Annotated in this window: 21 protein-coding genes; 14 read left to right on the plus strand and 7 right to left on the minus strand. The window is 65.6% G+C overall.

All coding sequences use genetic code 11. From position 1 onward, the window contains the following. The first annotated feature begins 2 nt into the window (after window positions 1-2). Entirely contained in the window at window positions 3-416 is a 414-nt protein-coding gene (locus FHU31_RS31225) for a hypothetical protein (RefSeq protein WP_208410187.1), read from the plus strand. Beyond that, on the plus strand, window positions 410-901 hold the full coding sequence (locus FHU31_RS31230; protein ID WP_208410188.1) for a hypothetical protein: 492 nt from the start codon (window positions 410-412) through the stop codon (window positions 899-901). Before FHU31_RS31225 ends, FHU31_RS31230 begins: the two co-directional genes overlap by 7 nt. Here FHU31_RS31230 and FHU31_RS10180 read toward each other — a convergent pair. The 3 genes from FHU31_RS10180 to FHU31_RS10190 all read right to left on the minus strand — a co-directional run bounded on the left by FHU31_RS10180 (window position 881) and on the right by FHU31_RS10190 (window position 3,172). Continuing rightward, entirely contained in the window at window positions 881-1,636 is a 756-nt protein-coding gene (locus FHU31_RS10180) for a GAF and ANTAR domain-containing protein (protein WP_167157939.1), read from the minus strand. The genes FHU31_RS31230 and FHU31_RS10180 overlap by 21 nt on opposite strands. Before the next feature lie 25 nt (window positions 1,637-1,661). Beyond that, window positions 1,662-2,339 carry a GAF and ANTAR domain-containing protein gene (locus FHU31_RS10185; RefSeq protein ID WP_167160867.1) on the minus strand — a complete coding sequence of 226 codons (678 nt, stop codon included), beginning with the start codon at window positions 2,337-2,339 and terminating at the stop codon, window positions 1,662-1,664. A gap of 125 nt (window positions 2,340-2,464) precedes the next feature. Beyond that, complete coding sequence (locus FHU31_RS10190) at window positions 2,465-3,172, minus strand: GAF and ANTAR domain-containing protein (RefSeq protein ID WP_167157941.1); 708 nt, start codon at window positions 3,170-3,172, stop codon at window positions 2,465-2,467. 321 nt (window positions 3,173-3,493) lie between these two features. Here FHU31_RS10190 and FHU31_RS10195 point away from each other — a divergent pair, with 321 nt between their 5' ends. The 4 genes from FHU31_RS10195 (at window position 3,494) to FHU31_RS10210 (ending at window position 5,979) form a co-directional block, all read left to right on the plus strand. Continuing rightward, a complete protein-coding gene (locus tag FHU31_RS10195; RefSeq protein ID WP_167157942.1) occupies window positions 3,494-3,970 on the plus strand; it encodes an ANTAR domain-containing protein in 477 nt (158 codons plus the stop codon). 133 nt (window positions 3,971-4,103) lie between these two features. After that, window positions 4,104-4,565 (plus strand): DUF5994 family protein, encoded by a 462-nt coding sequence (locus FHU31_RS10200; RefSeq protein WP_167157944.1) that lies wholly within the window; start codon window positions 4,104-4,106, stop codon window positions 4,563-4,565. A 193-nt stretch (window positions 4,566-4,758) separates the two neighbouring features. After that, complete coding sequence (locus FHU31_RS10205; RefSeq protein WP_167157946.1) at window positions 4,759-4,917, plus strand: DUF6307 family protein; 159 nt, start codon at window positions 4,759-4,761, stop codon at window positions 4,915-4,917. A 255-nt stretch (window positions 4,918-5,172) separates the two neighbouring features. Continuing rightward, window positions 5,173-5,979, plus strand: a complete 807-nt coding sequence (locus FHU31_RS10210; RefSeq protein WP_167160869.1) for a transglutaminase-like domain-containing protein — start codon at window positions 5,173-5,175, stop codon at window positions 5,977-5,979. A gap of 321 nt (window positions 5,980-6,300) precedes the next feature. On the opposite strand, the gene FHU31_RS10215 is transcribed toward FHU31_RS10210, so the two are convergent. Next, window positions 6,301-7,707 (minus strand): IS1380 family transposase, encoded by a 1,407-nt coding sequence (locus FHU31_RS10215; RefSeq protein ID WP_167155782.1) that lies wholly within the window; start codon window positions 7,705-7,707, stop codon window positions 6,301-6,303. Between the two features lie 107 nt (window positions 7,708-7,814). Here FHU31_RS10215 and FHU31_RS10220 point away from each other — a divergent pair, with 107 nt between their 5' ends. Next, a complete protein-coding gene (locus FHU31_RS10220; protein ID WP_167157948.1) occupies window positions 7,815-7,976 on the plus strand; it encodes a DUF6131 family protein in 162 nt (53 codons plus the stop codon). A 103-nt stretch (window positions 7,977-8,079) separates the two neighbouring features. Here FHU31_RS10220 and FHU31_RS10225 read toward each other — a convergent pair whose 3' ends face one another. Then, entirely contained in the window at window positions 8,080-9,189 is a 1,110-nt protein-coding gene (locus FHU31_RS10225; RefSeq protein WP_409371213.1) for a GGDEF domain-containing protein, read from the minus strand. A gap of 203 nt (window positions 9,190-9,392) precedes the next feature. On the opposite strand from FHU31_RS10225, the gene FHU31_RS10230 reads away from it, so the two are divergent. From FHU31_RS10230 to FHU31_RS10245, 4 genes are read left to right on the plus strand one after another with little or no spacing between them, the layout of a single operon-like run. Continuing rightward, window positions 9,393-10,229 carry a siderophore-interacting protein gene (locus FHU31_RS10230; RefSeq protein ID WP_167157950.1) on the plus strand — a complete coding sequence of 279 codons (837 nt, stop codon included), beginning with the start codon at window positions 9,393-9,395 and terminating at the stop codon, window positions 10,227-10,229. Between the two features lie 3 nt (window positions 10,230-10,232). Beyond that, window positions 10,233-11,264, plus strand: a complete 1,032-nt coding sequence (locus FHU31_RS10235) for an iron chelate uptake ABC transporter family permease subunit (protein ID WP_167157952.1) — start codon at window positions 10,233-10,235, stop codon at window positions 11,262-11,264. Continuing rightward, complete coding sequence (locus FHU31_RS10240) at window positions 11,261-12,319, plus strand: FecCD family ABC transporter permease (protein ID WP_167157954.1); 1,059 nt, start codon at window positions 11,261-11,263, stop codon at window positions 12,317-12,319. Before FHU31_RS10235 ends, FHU31_RS10240 begins: the two co-directional genes overlap by 4 nt. Before the next feature lie 12 nt (window positions 12,320-12,331). Further along, window positions 12,332-13,150: an ABC transporter ATP-binding protein gene (locus tag FHU31_RS10245; RefSeq protein WP_167157956.1), complete on the plus strand. Its 819-nt coding sequence runs from the start codon at window positions 12,332-12,334 to the stop codon at window positions 13,148-13,150. On the opposite strand, the gene FHU31_RS10250 is transcribed toward FHU31_RS10245, so the two are convergent. Beyond that, complete coding sequence (locus FHU31_RS10250) at window positions 13,147-14,157, minus strand: iron-siderophore ABC transporter substrate-binding protein (protein ID WP_234901179.1); 1,011 nt, start codon at window positions 14,155-14,157, stop codon at window positions 13,147-13,149. The genes FHU31_RS10245 and FHU31_RS10250 overlap by 4 nt on opposite strands. 76 nt (window positions 14,158-14,233) lie before the next feature. On the opposite strand from FHU31_RS10250, the gene panD reads away from it, so the two are divergent. Both panD and FHU31_RS10260 read left to right on the plus strand, forming a co-directional pair. Beyond that, window positions 14,234-14,641 carry an aspartate 1-decarboxylase gene (gene panD / locus FHU31_RS10255; RefSeq protein ID WP_167157958.1) on the plus strand — a complete coding sequence of 136 codons (408 nt, stop codon included), beginning with the start codon at window positions 14,234-14,236 and terminating at the stop codon, window positions 14,639-14,641. Beyond that, window positions 14,641-15,972 (plus strand): lysine N(6)-hydroxylase/L-ornithine N(5)-oxygenase family protein, encoded by a 1,332-nt coding sequence (locus tag FHU31_RS10260; protein ID WP_167157960.1) that lies wholly within the window; start codon window positions 14,641-14,643, stop codon window positions 15,970-15,972. Before panD ends, FHU31_RS10260 begins: the two co-directional genes overlap by 1 nt. A 63-nt stretch (window positions 15,973-16,035) precedes the next feature. On the opposite strand, the gene FHU31_RS10265 is transcribed toward FHU31_RS10260, so the two are convergent. Beyond that, window positions 16,036-16,980, minus strand: coding sequence for a methionyl-tRNA formyltransferase (locus FHU31_RS10265; RefSeq protein WP_167157962.1), 945 nt, complete (start codon window positions 16,978-16,980; stop codon window positions 16,036-16,038). Between the two features lie 114 nt (window positions 16,981-17,094). Between FHU31_RS10265 and FHU31_RS10270 the strand changes: the two genes are divergently transcribed. Next, window positions 17,095-17,349, plus strand: a complete 255-nt coding sequence (locus FHU31_RS10270; protein WP_090355129.1) for an MbtH family protein — start codon at window positions 17,095-17,097, stop codon at window positions 17,347-17,349. The last annotated feature ends 13 nt before the right edge of the window (window positions 17,350-17,362 follow it).

The following is a 17,362-nucleotide window of genomic DNA, read 5'->3' on the forward strand; positions in this document are numbered from 1 at the left end:
TGATGAGCCATTTCGATGACTGGGTGACGGACCCGTCGGTGACCAAGGCTCGAATCGAGGCGTTCCTTGCGGATTCGGGCAACAGTGGGCGCGAATTTCTGGATCGCTATGTGGTGTGTACGACGTCCGGAGCGACCGGCATCCCGGCGATCCTGCTGCACGATCACGCCGCGCTGGTTGTCTACAACGTGTTGGGCTATGCGCGCTCGCTGTCGGTGTTTTGGCATTCGCCGGGACTGGGGTGGGCGCTGGTACGCGGGCGTGGCCGACTTGCCGCGGTTTTCGTCTCCGGAGGGCACTTTCTCGGCAACACGATGATGGCTCGTCGCATCCGGAAGATGCCGTGGCGAGGGGGAATGCAGCGTATCTTCTCCGCCGCCCTGTCCCGGCCGGTCGGCTCTCCGACGATGTGCTGATCACCTACCTGGCCAACAGGATTCAACCGATCATCCGCTACCGCATGGGCGACCGAGTGGCCATGGATGCCGACCCCTGTATCTGCGGTAGTCCCTTTCCGTCGATTCAGGTCGTCGGTCGCACCCACGACATCCTGACCTTTCCCACACGGCAGGGCGAAGAGGTCCGGATACTTCCGCTGGCCATCGCCACGGTGGCCGAAGAAACGCCCGGCGTAACCGGCTGCCAGCTCATTCAATGCACACCATCAAGCCTGACGGTTCGCCTGCGTGTCAAGGACGGCGGCGATCGAGAAGCGGTGTGGGCAGAGTTGCGAAACCGGTTGGCGGCCTTCTTGTCTGCTCATGGGGCGACGACGGTCCGCGCAGCGGAAAGTTCCGCCAGGTCTATTCCGAGCTCACACCTCGGTGTCAGTGAGCCGACGACGCAGAAGCAGCACCTGGCCTCGTGTGGACACCCCGGGTCAGGCCGACGGCGCGGTTGAGGCACCGATCGTGGACAGGATGGTCTCGCGGGCGTCGGGGTCGCTGATCACATCGCGGGCCACCGCGGTCAGGTGAACGTGGTGGGTCTGTGCGTAGCCGCGCAGCAGGCCGAACGCGTTCTCGACCGAGACGTGCAGCCGCTCGGCCAGGAAACCCTTGGCCTGCTCCACCACGACGCGACTGGTCAACGCGGTCTGCAAGCGCGGCACCACGGTCGCCGGCGTGGGTGCGTGATCTTGCAGAATCGCCACGCACGCGACGTGGGCCAGCGTCTGGGCCACCAGCAGGTCGGCTTCGTTGAGGTCGCCGGTGTCGGCGCCGAACAAGCCGAGCGCGCCCAACACCGTGCCCGCCGCGCGCATCGGCACGGCATGGACCGACGCGAATCCGGCCTCGGTGGCTGCCGGCACGAACCGCGGCCACCTGTCCGCCTGGAGAGGAAGATCCGGGACCGAAACAGGTCGTCCGCCGGCAAAGCAGTCCAGGCAAGGACCTTCCTCGGCCTGCAGTTGAAACAGCTCCAGATCGCTGGACTGCTCTGAGGTGGCGGCCATCAGGTGCAACCGCCGGTGCGGGTCGGCGAGCAGCAGACCGGCCGCATCCACGTCGAGAAGCGCCGCGCAACGGTGGGTGAGGTCGGTCAAGTTCTCGACCAGGTCGAAATCATCGAGCAGGCTGTCCACCAACGACACCACTGCTTCCAGTACCCGGGTCTCCCGCGGTGCCTCGGTCATCACAGGTGCCTTTCCGCGCCGGTCATCAGTCGGCTTCCAGTCGCAGCCGCCGGGCCAGAATGTCGCGGGCCACCTCGGTGGCGCTGCGATTGGTCGCGTACGCATGTGCCCGCAGTCGAACGAGCGCAGTGTGGGCCGGGATATTGAGTTGAGCCATGATCATGCCGGTGGCCTGGCTCACCTCCGCCCTGGTCAGCACGTTGAACTCCGACCACGCTTCGCTCCCGGGGATGACGGCCGAGTCGTGCAGCTTCCGATCGAGCAGATCAAGCATCGGGATCCGCGCCAGTTCGGCGGCCGCCACCACGCCGGCCACCTGCCGGGGCGCCAACCCGACCGGGTCCGTCTGGAAGAAGTCCAAGGCGCCGACGAACTCGCCCGCCACCACGATCGGCATGGCGTACACCCCGTGTATGCGATTGGCAAGCATCGCCGGACCGTATGCAGGCCAACGAATTTCGGAAGGATCAGCCAGATCGACGGACACCACCGGCGCCCGGCGGGCGACCGCATCGAGGCAGGGTCCCTCGCCGTAGGTGAACTGCGCTTCGTCATACCGACGGGCCGCTGCGCCGCTGGCGCCGAGCGTCCCGTGGTTGGTGCCGTCGAACACCAGGGATATCGCCGCGGCGTCGATGCCCAGCAGTGCCACACACGACTCGCACAGCCGGTCTGCGGCAGCCGAGCCGCGATGCTCACCCATTGCAGCCAGCAGCGACTCCTCGATGGTGGCCACCGTCAGGCCACCGCGCCTGAGCCGTGGGGAACCGCGATGCACTTCGCCATGATCGTCCCCTCAATTCACGTCCCCTCTTTGCAGGCTACTCGTCACCGGTGGTGAGCCGGTGGCGGGAATTCGGCGGCAATCAGTGCCTGCGCGACGTCAACCACCTTGCTGTTCGATATCTGCGACAGGCGCTTCAGCAGTTCGAAAGCGTGGACGGCATCGACGCGATACCGCTCCATGATCATGCCCTTTGCCTGTCCGATGAGGTCGCGGCTGGCCAGGGCGCTGCGAAATTGCTCCTGACGCCGTACGACTGCCCAGGCGAGCGAAATGTGGGTGGCGAAGACCAGTCCGAGTTCGACGGATTCCTGGTCGAACGCGTGCGGCCGCTCGGCGTAAAAGTTCAAGGCACCCATCGTGGGGCCGTCCGCGAACAACTCGAAGGCCATCACCGAACGGATGGGGCTCTGGCTCAACACCTCGTGGCGGTAGCGGGGCCATCGATGATCGGTTTCGAGGTCGCGGATGCATATCGTGGCGTGCTCCCAGGCGGCCGAGACGCAGGGGCCCTCCTGGTAACGCTGCTGGATCTCGTCTAATAATGCGGGGTAACGGTGCGAAGCCGCCACCGTGGTGATGCCATCCGCATGGTCAGCCATCGTGATCCCGACATACTGCGCGCCGGGCACGTGTTCGCATGCGCTGTCGATGAGGTCGCGAAGTCCAGCGGCCTCCGGTGCGGTACCACGATGGACCTCAGTCACCAACGCCGCGAGCTGCGCGGCGATGGACTGCGGATACGTGGGCACAGCGTCACTCTAACGGACGGGTCACAGCGGAATGGGTGGTCAGCGAGAAGTGGAGTGCCAGAACATATTCAGACGGTGAGTGCCGAGGCATCGGGGTGGTTGTGGCGGCAATCCGCGAAGCGGAGTCGAGCATCCCCCCGGCGCGAGATCCGACGAAGCGGAACCAGCTGCCAATTCACGTGTCTACGATGAGCGGCATCTCACCACAGGGGGCACGCATGACCGAACTCCGATCCGCCGAGCGAGCCCGCAATCGCTGACCCCGTTTCGAGTGACGGCTGCACCGGGCGGGTGGCGCCCGGATCCGCTGCAATGTTCACGTTGTCCGATCTGATTGCCGGGATCGAAGAGCGCCGACAGGTCGAGATAGCGGTCGGGGTGCTGATGGGCTTGAGCAATTGCTCGCAGGACGAGGCGCTGAGGGACTTCGGTGCTGCGGTCCGCGAATCGCCGGTGAAGGCGATCGACCTCGCCACCGCGCTGATAGAGATGGCCGACGACAAGGTATCTCCAAGGTATCTCCAAGGTATGGCGCCGAGGTGCACCGCCGCTGGGGGCACTTGCTGTAGCGAGGGCACGTGCTGCCAAGGATCCGCCGGTCCGGGCGGCGAGTTTCTGGCGAGCCGATCCGTCGGCGCCGGAATTTCGTCGCCACAACAGGATTCGTTTTCCTGCGGTCACGAGCGGTGTCCCCGCCGCATCCGCGTCACCATGTCCGATCCGGCAGCCGCGGTCGGCGAAGAAGTTTGTGCTGCAGATGGTTTGGGTCAAGTACCCGCTCTGCGGGGCGGCTATTGACCTTGCGCCGACGTGCAGGTGTAACGCGGCGTATGCTGGAGGGTATCGGCGGTATCCCGCACACCTGGCCAACTAGAGCCGTGTCATCGCTGATCCGAAGTATCTGGCTGATCGCCAAGAATGGACCGTCGTCATGACGTCACACCAGTCACGTAAGAGTGATTCGAATGGAACGGTCCCGGCAGAGACGCCGCGACTGCGCCTGAAGCCCAAGGCGCCCCCGCAGGGCCGGTCGGACGGGGCGTGGTGGCCGCACGGCGGCGACCTTGCTGCTGAGCTGCCTGATCTGTTGGCAGTGCTGTCGGTTCGCCTCGGTCGCATCGAGCGAGTGTTGTACAACGTCAATGAGTGGACGGCGCCGCCACCCAAGCTCGTCACGGGTGGCCGAACCGTTCGTCTCGACGGATATGTGCGGCAGCCTGTCGGCACGATCGAGATTCTCGGGCTGGACGGGGAACGCGTGATCGTCGACGTCATTCCGCCGGGCGAGGAGGCTGGTTCCGCGCACAGCAAGATGATGGCAGCGGCGCAACCAGCCGATGGGGATGCGTCTGAGACCACACAGACCCCCTCGCTGATGGCGATGGGGTCTTGAGGGGCCCACGGCTGCTGCCGGCGACGTATTCGTTCTCGCACGAGATCGTCTGTGTACCAGTTGATTCGATGAGTCGGAGGGACCGCACTCGGTGGCGGTCGGCAATGTGTCACACGGAGGGTCGCCAGGGAGTAGCGTAGAGGGTGTTGAGCGGTGTCATATTGACCTAACAGGCTTGACGGAACAGGACGCCATGAACGCCCCGACAACCATCCGTACGCCCTACCAAAGGCGCGTCGAGCTCGTCAAAGAAACACTGCTGACATCGGCGGCCCTCGATGACGACAGCGCCGGCAAGCTCGCTGTGCAGGTGCTGCATGCGCTCGACACCATCCCCGAGAAGATCCGCTAGCGCGGTCGCACGGGGCCAGGATCGGTGCCCTGACCGCGTCTGGCGCTTGGGAGATGTGTTTGAGCAGTTCAGATGTTGTTTTTGAAGATCGGCCCCGGCCACAGGTCGGGGCCGATCCTTCTCTCATCGGTCCGTAGCGGGCGTGCCACTGCTCGCCTCGCTAAGGTGAGCCGGAATCAAGCATGTAGGCGTGGCACTGTCGGCACGCCGCCGTAGCAGTTCCCGTGAACATATGGATCGGCGGAAACCATCAGCATTCTCATCCGTGAGGTCGGAGCCCATCTCGACGTGGACATCGCCGCCCCGGCTGCCCTGGAGTTTCAGATTGCCGTCGCTCCGCATCCCGGAGCGCAGGTATCGGAGTCGTTGACCTTCGTCTTGAACGGACAATCGGTCTGTCCGGCCGAGATCACCGGCGTACACGGCAACCGGATCCACAAACTTGAAGCCGCCGCGGGTTGGCTGACCGTCGACTACGCCGCGACGATCGTCGGCCGGAGCGAGCCGGCACCGGTCACCGATTACGACCTGTCTCAGTATCTGAGACCGAGCCGCTACGCCGAATCGGACAAGTTCTTCGGCTTCGCCGGGTTCGAGTTCGGTCAATTCAGCGACAAGGCAACGCTGTTGGCCAAGATCTCATCGTGGGTCGGGGCCCGTTTGAGCTATGTGCCCGGATCCAGCGACCCCATCGACGGCGCCGAGGACACCTTGCTGGCGGGGGCCGGAGTGTGCCGCGACTACGCCCATCTGGTCGTCGCGCTGCTGCGCGCGGTGAACGTTCCGGCCCGCCTGGTCGCGGCGTACGCCCCGGGTTGCGTCCCGATGGATTTTCATGCCGTCGCCGAGGCTTTCGTGGACGGGCAGTGGCGCGTCGTCGATGCCACCTGCCTGGCGCCGCGCCAGACGCTGGTGCGTATCGCCACCGGACGCGACGCCGCGGACACGGCCTTCCTCGACAATCACGGCGGTTCGATCACCCTCACCAACATGGTGGTGACCGCGACCACCAATCAGGACCTGCCGTTCGACCCCTTGGACGAGTTGGTGTCGATCGGTTGACGGGCGGTGGTCGAACCTGCCGTTCGACCACCGCCATGCCGCCGACCCGCTGGGCGCGCCATCGTTGACGATGTCTGGATTGGGACGTCTGGATTGGACGTCTGGATTAGAACCCGCCGCTGCTGGGTATCCCATCCTTTGTCGGAGTCGTCAATAACTTTAGGAGCGTCAGGTGATCGTCTTAGCCTCGATCCACCGACTGACCTCGGTGACGGGAGTCGTTTCTCGTTGATGCCGATGTTCGGGATGCGGGCATGAGGTGGCCCCGCTGGTCTGGCCAGCTTTTCCTGTGTGCTCCGGTCGGGCCTGTTTGGCAGTTGATCAGGGGATCGCGCGTTGTGGTGGGCTGTGTCCGATGATGCTGCGCCACAGGGCAAGCCAGGCCTTCGACCAGGGCCAGCGGCTAGGTAGGTGCAGGGCTGGTCGGCGCTGTGGACGGGCCAGTCGGGCTGGCACGTTGACGATGCGGCGGCGCAGCGTCGATCCCCGCGCTCGGCCGTGACGTTCTCCGGCGAGGACTCCGGCGGCGCGCAGCAGGTTGTGGGCGATCGCCGCGCACAGCACCCAGGCGGAGTTCGCGCCGAACCGGCCCGACGGGATGTGCGCCAACGCTCCGTCGATCAGATCGGCGAACACGGTCTCGATGATCGCGTGCTGGCGGTGGGTGACGTCGGCCTCGGTGACCGGCAGGTCGGTGTTGGTCAGGAACGGGTGATACCGCCACACCGGGAACAGCGCGTCGGGGTAGCGGGCGTCTTTGACGCGGCGCACGACCAGGCGGGCGGTGATCGCATCGGGGGTGGATGCGAATGCGGTGTAGGGGATTTCGGCGACTTCGGCATCGGAGATCCAGGCCCCCGTATCGGGATCTTGGACCGCTCCGGGGTAGGACACCGGTGTCCACGCGTCGTCGTCGATGGCGGCCAACGCGCGGTCGATGGCCGGGTTGCGGGTCATCACCAGCGAGAACTGGGCGCCTGCGCGGACACACGCGGCGACCACCTTGCGGTTGCCGTAGGCCGAGTCGCCGCGGACCAGGATCTTCCCGCTGGCACCGGCGGCGCGGGCGGTGCTGATGGCTTGGGCGACCATCCGTGCGGCACCCTTGCCCGAGTTGGCCTTTCCGGCGCGGAGCCGCATCCCGGCGATCACCGGAGCCGAGGACGCGGTGCTGATCGTGGTGGCGAGCGGGGACAGTCCCTTGCGCAGGATCTGCTTGCCGGCGATCTTGGTGTGCCCGTAGGAGGCGCCTTGTTTGGCGTGGCCGTAGACCGGGCGCAGCAACGAGTCGATGTCGATGAACACCCGTTGTTCGGCGGCGTTGGGGAGCAGGTCGACCCGGCCGCACAACGCCACCAGGTGCTCGCGCAGCACCGACTCCAACTGGCGGGCGTGACCGAAGGTGAACTCCCGCAGCAACGTTCCCACCGTCGACGGTGCGTACACGCCGTCGAAGAGCGACTTCATCCCGCCGCTGCGCAGGATGTCGACGTCATCGATGCAGTCCGCACCGGCAACCATGCCTGCGACCACGGTGGCCAGCTTCGGTGCCGGGTTCGCCGACCCGGACTTTATCCGCGGCGCGCTGATGTGGACCTTCTCGCCGAGCAAGCGCGAAAGCCCGGTCTGCTCGGCCAACGTCATCACCGCAACCACACCGGCACACGACACGAGATTGCCATCGTCGAACACCGCTGAATCCGAGGCGAACCTATGCGAAACTTGCACCGGAAGTGCCTTTCCGAACTGGACCGATTGATGCGTGAGAACACCAATCATCCCAGCCCAGAGGGCACTTTCCTCATTCCGACACCCCTATACAACCAGGTCAGTCGGTGGAACGAGGCTTAGGCATCATCCTCATCGCGATCGGCTATCTTTTGCCGGTCCCGGCCGTCATCGCCACCATTGGCTGGATCGTTCTGGTCGTAGGCCTGGTGCTATTGGTTCTGGGCCAGATCGGGCGCCCGATCGGCGGCCGAAAAGTCTGGTATTGATCGCGCGGTAGTGCCGCGCGAGCGTCGTATACCGAAGTGCCCTCAGCGTTCTGGCCGGGGGCACTTCGGCACGCGCATGACCCGAAAGCCCGTGTACGGCCGCTCAACCCGTGTTCACTCCGCCGGCCCGTGACTCGGTAGCGGCCTTCTTGTCCGCGTACATGAGCTCATCGGCGAGGGTGAGTAGTTCGTCCAGGGTGTGTGAGGACTCCGGATGGGTCAGGGCCAGGCCCACACTCGCAGACAACCGATAGGGGCGTGCCTGGGTCGTGTTGAACGTCCGGAACGCCTCGGCGAGACGATCCTTGAGTCTGGCCGTGTCTCCGCCGGGTTCGGTGACCAGCACACAGAACTCGTCACCGCCTATCCGGGCAAGGATGTCCGACTCGCGCAGCATGGTCCGCAGCACCTCACTCACGTCGGCGATGAGTGAGTCGCCGGCGTCATGCCCCAGCTCGTCGTTCACCCGTTTGAGCCCGTCGACATCGATATAGGCGAGCAGACAGTGGTGGTTGTTCCGGCGGGCCGCGCGCAGCGCCGACTCGCCGAGAAGGTAGAAGCCGCGGCGATTGGTGAGTCCGGTCAGGTCATCGGTGAGGGACATCTGGTGGATCTCCTCGTTCGCCCGCTCGAGATCGGCGGTGCGATCACGCACCCGCTGCTCCAACTCCGCGTAAATGCGCACGTTCTCCATGGCGATCGAAGTGGAGTCCGCGAGGGCCTGCAACAGGGACACTTCGCGTGAGGTCGCGGCACGTTCCTGAGCCCAGTAGGCGCCGATCGCCCCGACCGGCTCGAGTGTGCGGATCGGCACCATCACCAGGCTGTGCACGAAGGTCGGGCGGTACGCGGCGTGCGGGATACGGGCATCGGCATAGATGTCCGGAATGACGACGGCGGCGCGGTTGAGCATGACCCACCCGCTGATACAGGTCGTCATGGGAAAGCGGCCGCCCTTCCACAGCGGGGCAATGGCGTCCTCGTCCGCGTAGTAGCAGATCCCGTCGTCGCGCAACACGAAGGTGGTGCCGTCGCAGCCGATGAGCTCACGCGCCGAGGTGCGCACGATCCGCTGGATGTCGGACAGACTGCGCGCCAGTGACAATTCCTGCACCGCATGCACCAGGCGTTCCATGCCGCGTAGATAGTCGACTTCGGTGAACCGATGGTCGTACCCGTCGCTCGGCCTGGGCGATACCAGCGGGGCGTTCAGACCCACCTCCTGCGGGCTTCGATTCTGCTTGCGGTGGGGGACAGCGCCAACTGCGAAGTCACCTTACCGGCGGTTCGCTGAGATGGCGCGCGACCGCGGAAGGCCGCGCCACCGTGTGATGTCACATCGTGTGAACGGTTGCCGAAGCCCGGTCGGCGTGCGCGGCTGCCTGAGCCGGCGTTGCTTAGGTTAGCCTGCACTGCATGGGAACCGCGCAGGGTGTCGTCACCGAAGTCAGCGATATCGGCCCACATATCCGCCGGGTGGTGTTCGAGGTGCCGGATCTGGACTCGCTCGGATTGCCCGAGGCCGGCGACGCCGCCCTCGGCATCTACTTTCCCGAGCCGGGGCAGCCCGGTCCGCCAGAGATGGACGGTGAACCCGAGGGTCGCAATTACAGCGTGCGTCGCCGCGACGGACGGCAGGTCACCTGCGACTTCGTCCTGCATGAACGCGGGCCGGCCACCCGATGGGTGCGGCGGGCGGCCCCGGGCCAGCGGGTGGCGGTGGACCACGCGCGCAGCTGGTACCGACCCGAGCCGGCCACCTCATGGCAGCTGCTGGTGGCTGACCTGTCCGGCCTACCGGCACTGGCCCGCATACTGGACGAACTTCCGGCCGATACCGAGGCCGCAGCGATCGTGGAGGTCGCCGACCGCGCCGATCTGACCTATCTGCCGCAGCGCTCCGATATCCCCGTCGTGGTCACCATCGGCACCGGCAACGGACTCGCCCCCAGCAGGCTGCCCGAGTTGGTCCGCGCTCACCCGCATCCCGGCGGCCGGGGATACTGCTGGTTCGCCGGGGAAGCGCAGGCCACCCGCATGGTCCGCAAGTACCTGCGCAGCGAATACGGTTGGGTGCCAGACCAATACGACATCGTCGGCTATTGGCGCTTCGACTCCGAGACCTGGGATCGCAAGTACGAGGCGGTCAGTGTCGAGGTCGAAGCCATCTACGAGCGTGCGCTGGCCGAGGGTAAGAGTGCGAAGGCCGCCGCCGAGGAATACGACCTGGCGCTCGAGCGCGTGGGCCTGTAGTCGATGGCGACAGCGACCGCGGAACCCGAACTCGGTGCCCCGCAGCGCAGGCATCTGGCCGGACTCGCGTGCTGTGCTGCGGTGCTGATGCTGGTGTGCGTTCTGAGCTTGGCCGTCGGCACGCAGACCGTCGATCTGTTGACGGTCTGGCATGCCGTGACCGACTACACCGACACCGGCAACCAGTGGATCGTGTATGAACTGCGCATCCCGCGCACCGTGTTGGGCATCGTCGTCGGTATCGCGCTCGGCCTGTCCGGGGCGCTGATCCAGGGCATCACCCGCAACCCGTTGGCCGACAGTCAGATCTTGGGTCTGGAAGGGGTGGCCGGGCTGTTCGTGGTGTCGGCGATCGCGTTCTTGGGCTTTCACTCCCTGTCGAGTTACCTCTGGTTCGCCTTTCTCGGTACCTTCGTGGCGATGCTCGCGGTCTACGGGGTGGCCGCGTCCGGCCGGCTGACGGCAACGCCGGTGCGGATGCTGTTGGCCGGCGTCGCGATAGGTGCGGTGGCCGACGGGATCTCGTTCGCCATCCGGCTGCGTCACCCGCGGGCCTTTGACTCGATGCGGTTCTGGGACGCCGGCGCGCTCGACGGCAGACCGTTGGAGGTGGCGGCCACGGTCGTCCCGTTCGTCATCGTCGGTGCGGTGCTGTGTCTGTACGTCAGCCATGGGCTCAACGCCGTCGCGCTCGGCGATGAGCTCGCGGTGGCCATGGGCGGCAACGTGGTCCGCACCAGAGTGCTCGGGTTGCTGGCGGTGACCTTGCTGACCGGAGCGGCGACGGCCGCGGCCGGGCCGATCGGATTCGTGGGTCTGATGGTGCCGCACGCCGTGCGGTGGTTCACCGGGCCGGACTGGCGCTGGATCTGTGCCTACTGCGTGCTCGCCGCGCCGGCGCTGCTGCTCGCCGCCGACGTGGTCGGTCGGATCGTGGTGCCACCGGGGGAACTGCCCGCCGGCATCGTCACCGCGTTCATCGGTGCCCCGGTGTTGATCTGGCTGGTCCGTCGCACCAAGGCGAGCGGCCTGTGAATCGGCTCCAGCCCGTTGATTTCGGGCGTCCTCAGCTGGTGCTGCGCCGTGAACCGGCACTGGCACTACGGGCATCGTGGCGCAGTATCGTCGTGCTCTCGGCGCTCGGGTTCGGCGCCGTGGCGCTGGCGGTGCTGGCGCTGGGTGTGGGGGAGTACCCGGTGTCACCCGCCGAGGTGATCGGGGTGCTGACCGGTCGGGAACAGGGCTTCGTCAACGTCCTGGTGCTGCAATGGCGACTGCCCAGGATTGTGCTCGCCCTGGTGATCGGTGCGGCCCTGGGCATGTCGGGTGCCATCTTCCAAGCGCTGACCCGAAACCCACTGGGCAGTCCCGATGTCATCGGGTTCAACTTCGGCGCCTACACCGGTGCGTTGGTGGTCATCGGTGCCTTCGGCGGCGGGTACTACCTCACCGCACTCGGTGGGGTGATCGGTGGCCTGCTCACCGCGGTGGTGGTGTACCTGCTGGCCTACCGCAACGGGATGGCCGGCTTCCGGCTCATCATCGTCGGTATCGGCGTGGGCGCCATGCTCAGCTCGCTGAATCAGTGGATCATCCTGAAAATCAAATTGCACCAGGCGATCACGGCGGCCGTCTGGCAGCAGGGCACCCTCAACGGGCTGCGCTGGGAACAGGCCGTCCCCGTGCTGGTGTGTGTCGCGATCGTGGTGGTCGTCCTGGTGCCGATCGGCCCGCAGTTGTCGATCCTGCAGTTGGGTGACGACGCGGCGGGAGGTCTCGGACTTCGGCCCGAGCGAGCCCGCATCGCTTATTTCGGTGTGGGGGTGTTGCTCATCGCGGTGGCCACTGCGGCGGCCGGGCCCATCTCGTTCGTGGCGTTGGCCGCACCCCAACTGGCGCGTCGGGTGGTGGGCACACCGGGTGTGGGGCTCATCTCGTCGGCGGTCATGGGCGCGTTCCTGCTGTTGTCCAGCGATCTGATCGCACTGAGGATCTTTGCCCCGGCCGAACTTCCGGTGGGTGCGGTCACCGTGGTGGCCGGCGGGGCGTATCTGATCTGGCTGCTTGTCATGCAGGCCCGGCGGCAGTAGAGGGGAAGTGTAATGACGGATCTGGGCGCACGCGACTTGTCGCTGGGATACGGCGATCGTCGCATCGTCGACGGCTTGACGGTGGATATCGCCGAGGGGGCCATCACCGCGATCGTCGGTCCGAATGCCTGCGGCAAGTCCACCCTGTTGCGGGGGCTGGCGCGGTTGCTGCGTCCGGTGGCCGGTCAGGTCGTTCTCGACGGTGCCGATATCGCCGGGCTGCGGACCAAGGATGTTGCCCGCAAGCTGGGGCTGCTGCCGCAGAGCTCCATCGCCCCCGAGGGCATCACGGTCGCAGACCTGGTGGCACGCGGCCGGTTTCCGCATCAGCGGGTGTTACGGCAGTACGCGCGTTCCGACCAGCAGGCGGTGGCTGACGCCATGGCGGCCACCGGTGTCACCGCGATCTCCGGCCGGCCCGTCGACGAGCTCTCCGGCGGGCAGCGTCAGCGGGTGTGGGTGTCGATGGTGTTGGCGCAGGACACGCAGGTGATCCTGCTCGATGAGCCGACCACATATCTGGACATCGCCCACCAGATCGAACTGCTGGACCTCTTCGTGGAACTGAACGCCACCAGGGGCCGCACCATCGTGGCGGTGCTGCACGATCTGAACCATGCCTGCCGGTTCGCCGACCGGATCATCGCCATGAAGTCGGGTGCCATTGTGGCCCAGGGCGATCCGGCCGAGGTGATCACCGCGGAACTGGTCGAGGAGGTCTACGGCCTGAGATGCCAGATCATCGACGACCCGGAGACCGGGACGCCGTTGGTGATACCCCGGGCATCCGCTCGCGACAAGGCGCGGGCGGACACCCGGGGCACGCGTTAAGAATTCGACAGGTCGGTGACCGGCTTGCCCGTCAGCGCATTGCTCAGCTGCGGGGTCAGCACGTTCAGCGCGTACAGCAGCGCTTCGGGTCCGCTGTAGGTCAGCGCGCCACTCAGCGTGGAGTCCGAACCGGCATACAGCGTGCGGCCGTCCTGCACGACCTTCAGCCGGGAGAACGCCGGAGATCCTGCGACCTGCTCCTTGGAGAGACCGTTGACGAACAGCACGTCACCCTCCAGCAGGGACAGTTTCTCGTCCGACACGTCACCGGAGTCCTGCTGGGCCTTGAAGCCCAGCGCGTCGAACAACTGACGACGCGGATCGCCGGCGGGGAGCAGGTACTGCGAGTTCAATTCGGTGGTGTAGTCGGCGACCAGAGTCTTGTCGGCGAACTCGGGGTGCGCGGTCTTGGTCTCGTCGATCTTCACCTTGACCTTGTCGACGAGGGCTTGGGCTCGTGTCTCCTTGCCCAGGGCCTTGCCGATCGTCAGAAGCTGGACGTCCCAGGGGGTTTCCTCGTCGGCGTACTTGTCGGATTGGACCACGGTCGGCGCAATCTGCGACAACTGGTCGTAGGTCTTCTTGTCGATGGTCTCGTAGATGGCGAAGATGACGTCCGGCTTTGCCTTGGCAATGGCCTCGTAGTTGATCTCGTCGCCTGGGATGACGGGCACACCCTTACCGCCGGTGGCCTCCTTCACCCACGGGAAGTTGTTGTAGTTGTCGAAGAAGCTGCGGGTACCCACCGGCACGACACCCAGGGCGAGCACATCGTCCTGGTCGTTCCAGCCCACCGTGACCACCCGCTGGGGGTTGGCGGGAACCTTGGTTTCGCCGAATTTATGTGCGATGGAGACGGATTCCGCAGCCGCCGTGGTGCTGGAGGCGGCGTTCTCGTTCTTTGCGGTCGACCCGCCGCAGCCGACCAAGAGGCCGGTGCCGAGCGCCGCAGCGGCCAACATGATCGTGGTACGCCGGAAGACCATTCCGAGGTTTGTAAGCGACATAAGGTTAGGTTAACCTACGCTCCGTGGCTGACTGCCAATCGGGTGCGAACTGACTTAACAACTGCTGGAGGGACATATGTTCCGAACCATGCTGGGGGGCAAGGTGCACCGCGCCACCGTCACCCAGGCCGATCTGCACTACGTAGGATCGATCACCATCGACCAAGACCTGATGCGAGCCGCCGATATCCTCGAGGGCGAGCAGGTCGACGTCGTGGACATCACCAACGGTGCGCGCCTGACCACGTACGCGATCACGGGGGCGGCCGGCTCCGGGGTGATCGGGATCAATGGGGCGGCAGCGCATTTGATCAATCCGGGCGACCTGGTCATCATCATGTCCTTCCAGATGCTGGACGACCGGGAGATCGCCGATCACGCACCCCGGGTGGTGCACGTCGATGAGGGCAATCGCATCGTGGCCCTGGGCTCCGACCCGTCCGAGCCGGTGCCCGGTGCGATCAATCAGATGGCGGGAGCCTGATGTCCTTCAGTTCCGGAAATGGCGATTCTGGCAACGCGATAGACCGCGTGCTCGACGTTGTCGGCGTGGGCTTTGGCCCGTCGAACCTCGGTCTGGCAATTGCGATCGAGGAACACAACCACGACCGGGGACCCAATCCGGCCATCGCCGCCGAGTTCATCGAGGCGAAGCCGGAATTCGGCTGGCACACAGGCATGCTCATTCCCGGCACGACGATGCAGATCTCGTTCCTGAAGGACTTGGCCAGCCAGCGCAACGTGCGCAGCCGGTACACCTTCCTGAGCTATCTGACCGACCGTGGCCGACTCAGTGACTTCATCAATCACCAGACGTTCTTCCCGACCCGGCTCGAGTTCCACGACTACCTGGAGTGGGCGGCGGCGCGGGTCGCAGCCACGGTGCACTACGGCACCCGCGCGGTGGCGGTGCGTGACGAGGGAGACTGGCTCGCCGTCGATGTCGTACGCGATGGTCAGTCATCCACGCTGCGGGCCCGCGCCGTGGTGCTCGCGGGCGGGCTGCGGGCGCAGTTGCCGATCGGGGTCACCGAGACTGCGCGGCAGTTCCACAATCACGAGCTACTGAGCAAGCTGCCGAAGGTGCCGTCGACGACCAATCACCGGTTCGTCGTGGTGGGGGCCGGCCAGAGCGCGGCCGAGGTCACCGACTATCTGCACGTCACCTACCCCGATGCGGAGGTGCACGGGGTATTCGCCAAGTACGGTTACAGCCCGGCGGACGACAGTCCGTACGCCAACCGCGTTTTCGATCCCGCCGCGGTCGACGATTTCTACACGGCCGCGCCGACGGTCCGGCAGCGGCTGATGGACTACCACCGGGCCACCAACTACTCGTGCGTGGATCTGCCGCTCATCGAGGAGCTCTACACCCGCGAGTACGCCGAGCGGGTCGCGGGTAAGCGCCGGCTCTTCTTTCGCGGTGCGTCGAGCGTGCAGGGCGCCGTGGAGCACGACACCGGTGTCCGGGTGACGATCGAGCATCACCCCACTCGCACGGTAGAGGTGTTGGACTGCGATGCGGTGGTCTACGCGACCGGCTTCATCCCGATGCCGTTGCCGGAGCTACTCGGCGACCTGTACGAGGCGGGCGAATTCGGGGTGGATCTGCCCGAACTGACCCGCGACTACCGGTTGCGGACGTCCCGGGACATCTCCGGCGCCATTTACCTGCAGGGCGGCACCGAGCACACGCACGGACTGAGTTCATCGCTGCTGTCGAATGTGGCGGTCCGCAGCGGTGAGATCGTCGAGTCCATCGCGCGCCGCGTGGAGGCCGGTCGGCGTACCCACGAATTGGTCGGAGGTCACTGACCCGATCGCGAAAGCACGTGCACGATAGCGGGGTTGGAGATCTCCAACCCCGCTATCGGAGGTTCACGGACGATCGGTCAGGTACCCGCCGCCGCGGCCGAAGTACTCCAGGGCGGGCAGCTCGGTACCGTCGTCCAGGCGAACCCGGTGGATCACCAGGCCGGGCTCCTGTCCGCGGTGGGCCTCGGCTCCGGTGACGATCACCATGCCGTCACCTTCGGCGATGAAGACGCGACCCGGTGTGCCTCCGTATCGGTAACGCGATACCGCGGCCTTGAGGATCCGGATTCGTTCACCGCGGTAGTAGGTGACCGCATTCGGATAAGGGTCGGACAAGGCGCGCACGAACCGGTCCAATTCCGCTGCGGACCAACGCCAGTCGATGAGACTGTCGCGTGCCGAGCGTTTGTGGAAGAACGTGCGCTCATCGAGGTTCTGGGGTGTCCAGGTGGCCGCCCCGCGCTCGATGAGGTCGAGGGACTCGATCAGCACCTCGGGAATGAGGTCGATGGTGGCGCGCACCAACTCGGTTCCGGTGTCCGCAGGACCGATCGGGATGGCGCGTTGCAGCACGATATCGCCGGTGTCCAGGTCATCGTCCATCCGGTGCGCCGTCAGTCCAACCTCGTTGGCACCACTGATCATTGCCCAGATCACCGGCGAGAATCCGGTGAACCGGGGCAGCATCGAATCATGCAGGTTGAGCGTGCCGTGCGGTGGTAGGTCGAACAACTCGCGGGGCAGCCAGGTCCGCCAGTTGTTGGCCACCATGATGTCGGGCTGTGCGCTGCGGACCCGCTCGATCAGGGCATCATCGGGTCGTTGGGCCAAACACACCGGAATGCCGTGGTCACGGGCCAGATCTTCGACGGAATCCGCCCAAATCGATTCGTAGGGCTGATCACTCGGCGGGTGGGTGACGACCAGCACGACTTCGTGAGGTGATTTGATGAGTGCCTCCAGGGTCTTGTGTCCCCAGGTCTGGTACCCGAACATTGCTACCCGCATGTCTCACCTTCTGTATCCGGCCGTCTTTGGCAAGCCTAACCTTTGATAGGGTGTCCAGGTTCAGGCGGGCGTGTCACAGGCACGCCGACAGCCACGCACTGCTGAGGAGACTTTGTGTCGGGCAACCCCTTTGACGACGAGACCGCGACGTTCTACGTGCTGGTCAACGACGAGGAGCAACATTCGTTGTGGCCCACGTTCAAGCAGGTGCCGGGTGGATGGACCATCGCCTTCGGCGCCGATGGCCAGACCGGCCGCCAGGCGTGTCTGGATTACGTCGAGCAGAACTGGACGGACATGCGGCCCAAAAGCCTTCGGCTGCGGATGGCTGCCGCGGGCGGCCCGGCGCTGGGTGACGGCTCATCGTAAGCGCCGACGGCGC

Source organism: Mycolicibacterium fluoranthenivorans, assembly GCF_011758805.1.
Lineage (GTDB): Bacteria > Actinomycetota > Actinomycetes > Mycobacteriales > Mycobacteriaceae > Mycobacterium > Mycobacterium fluoranthenivorans.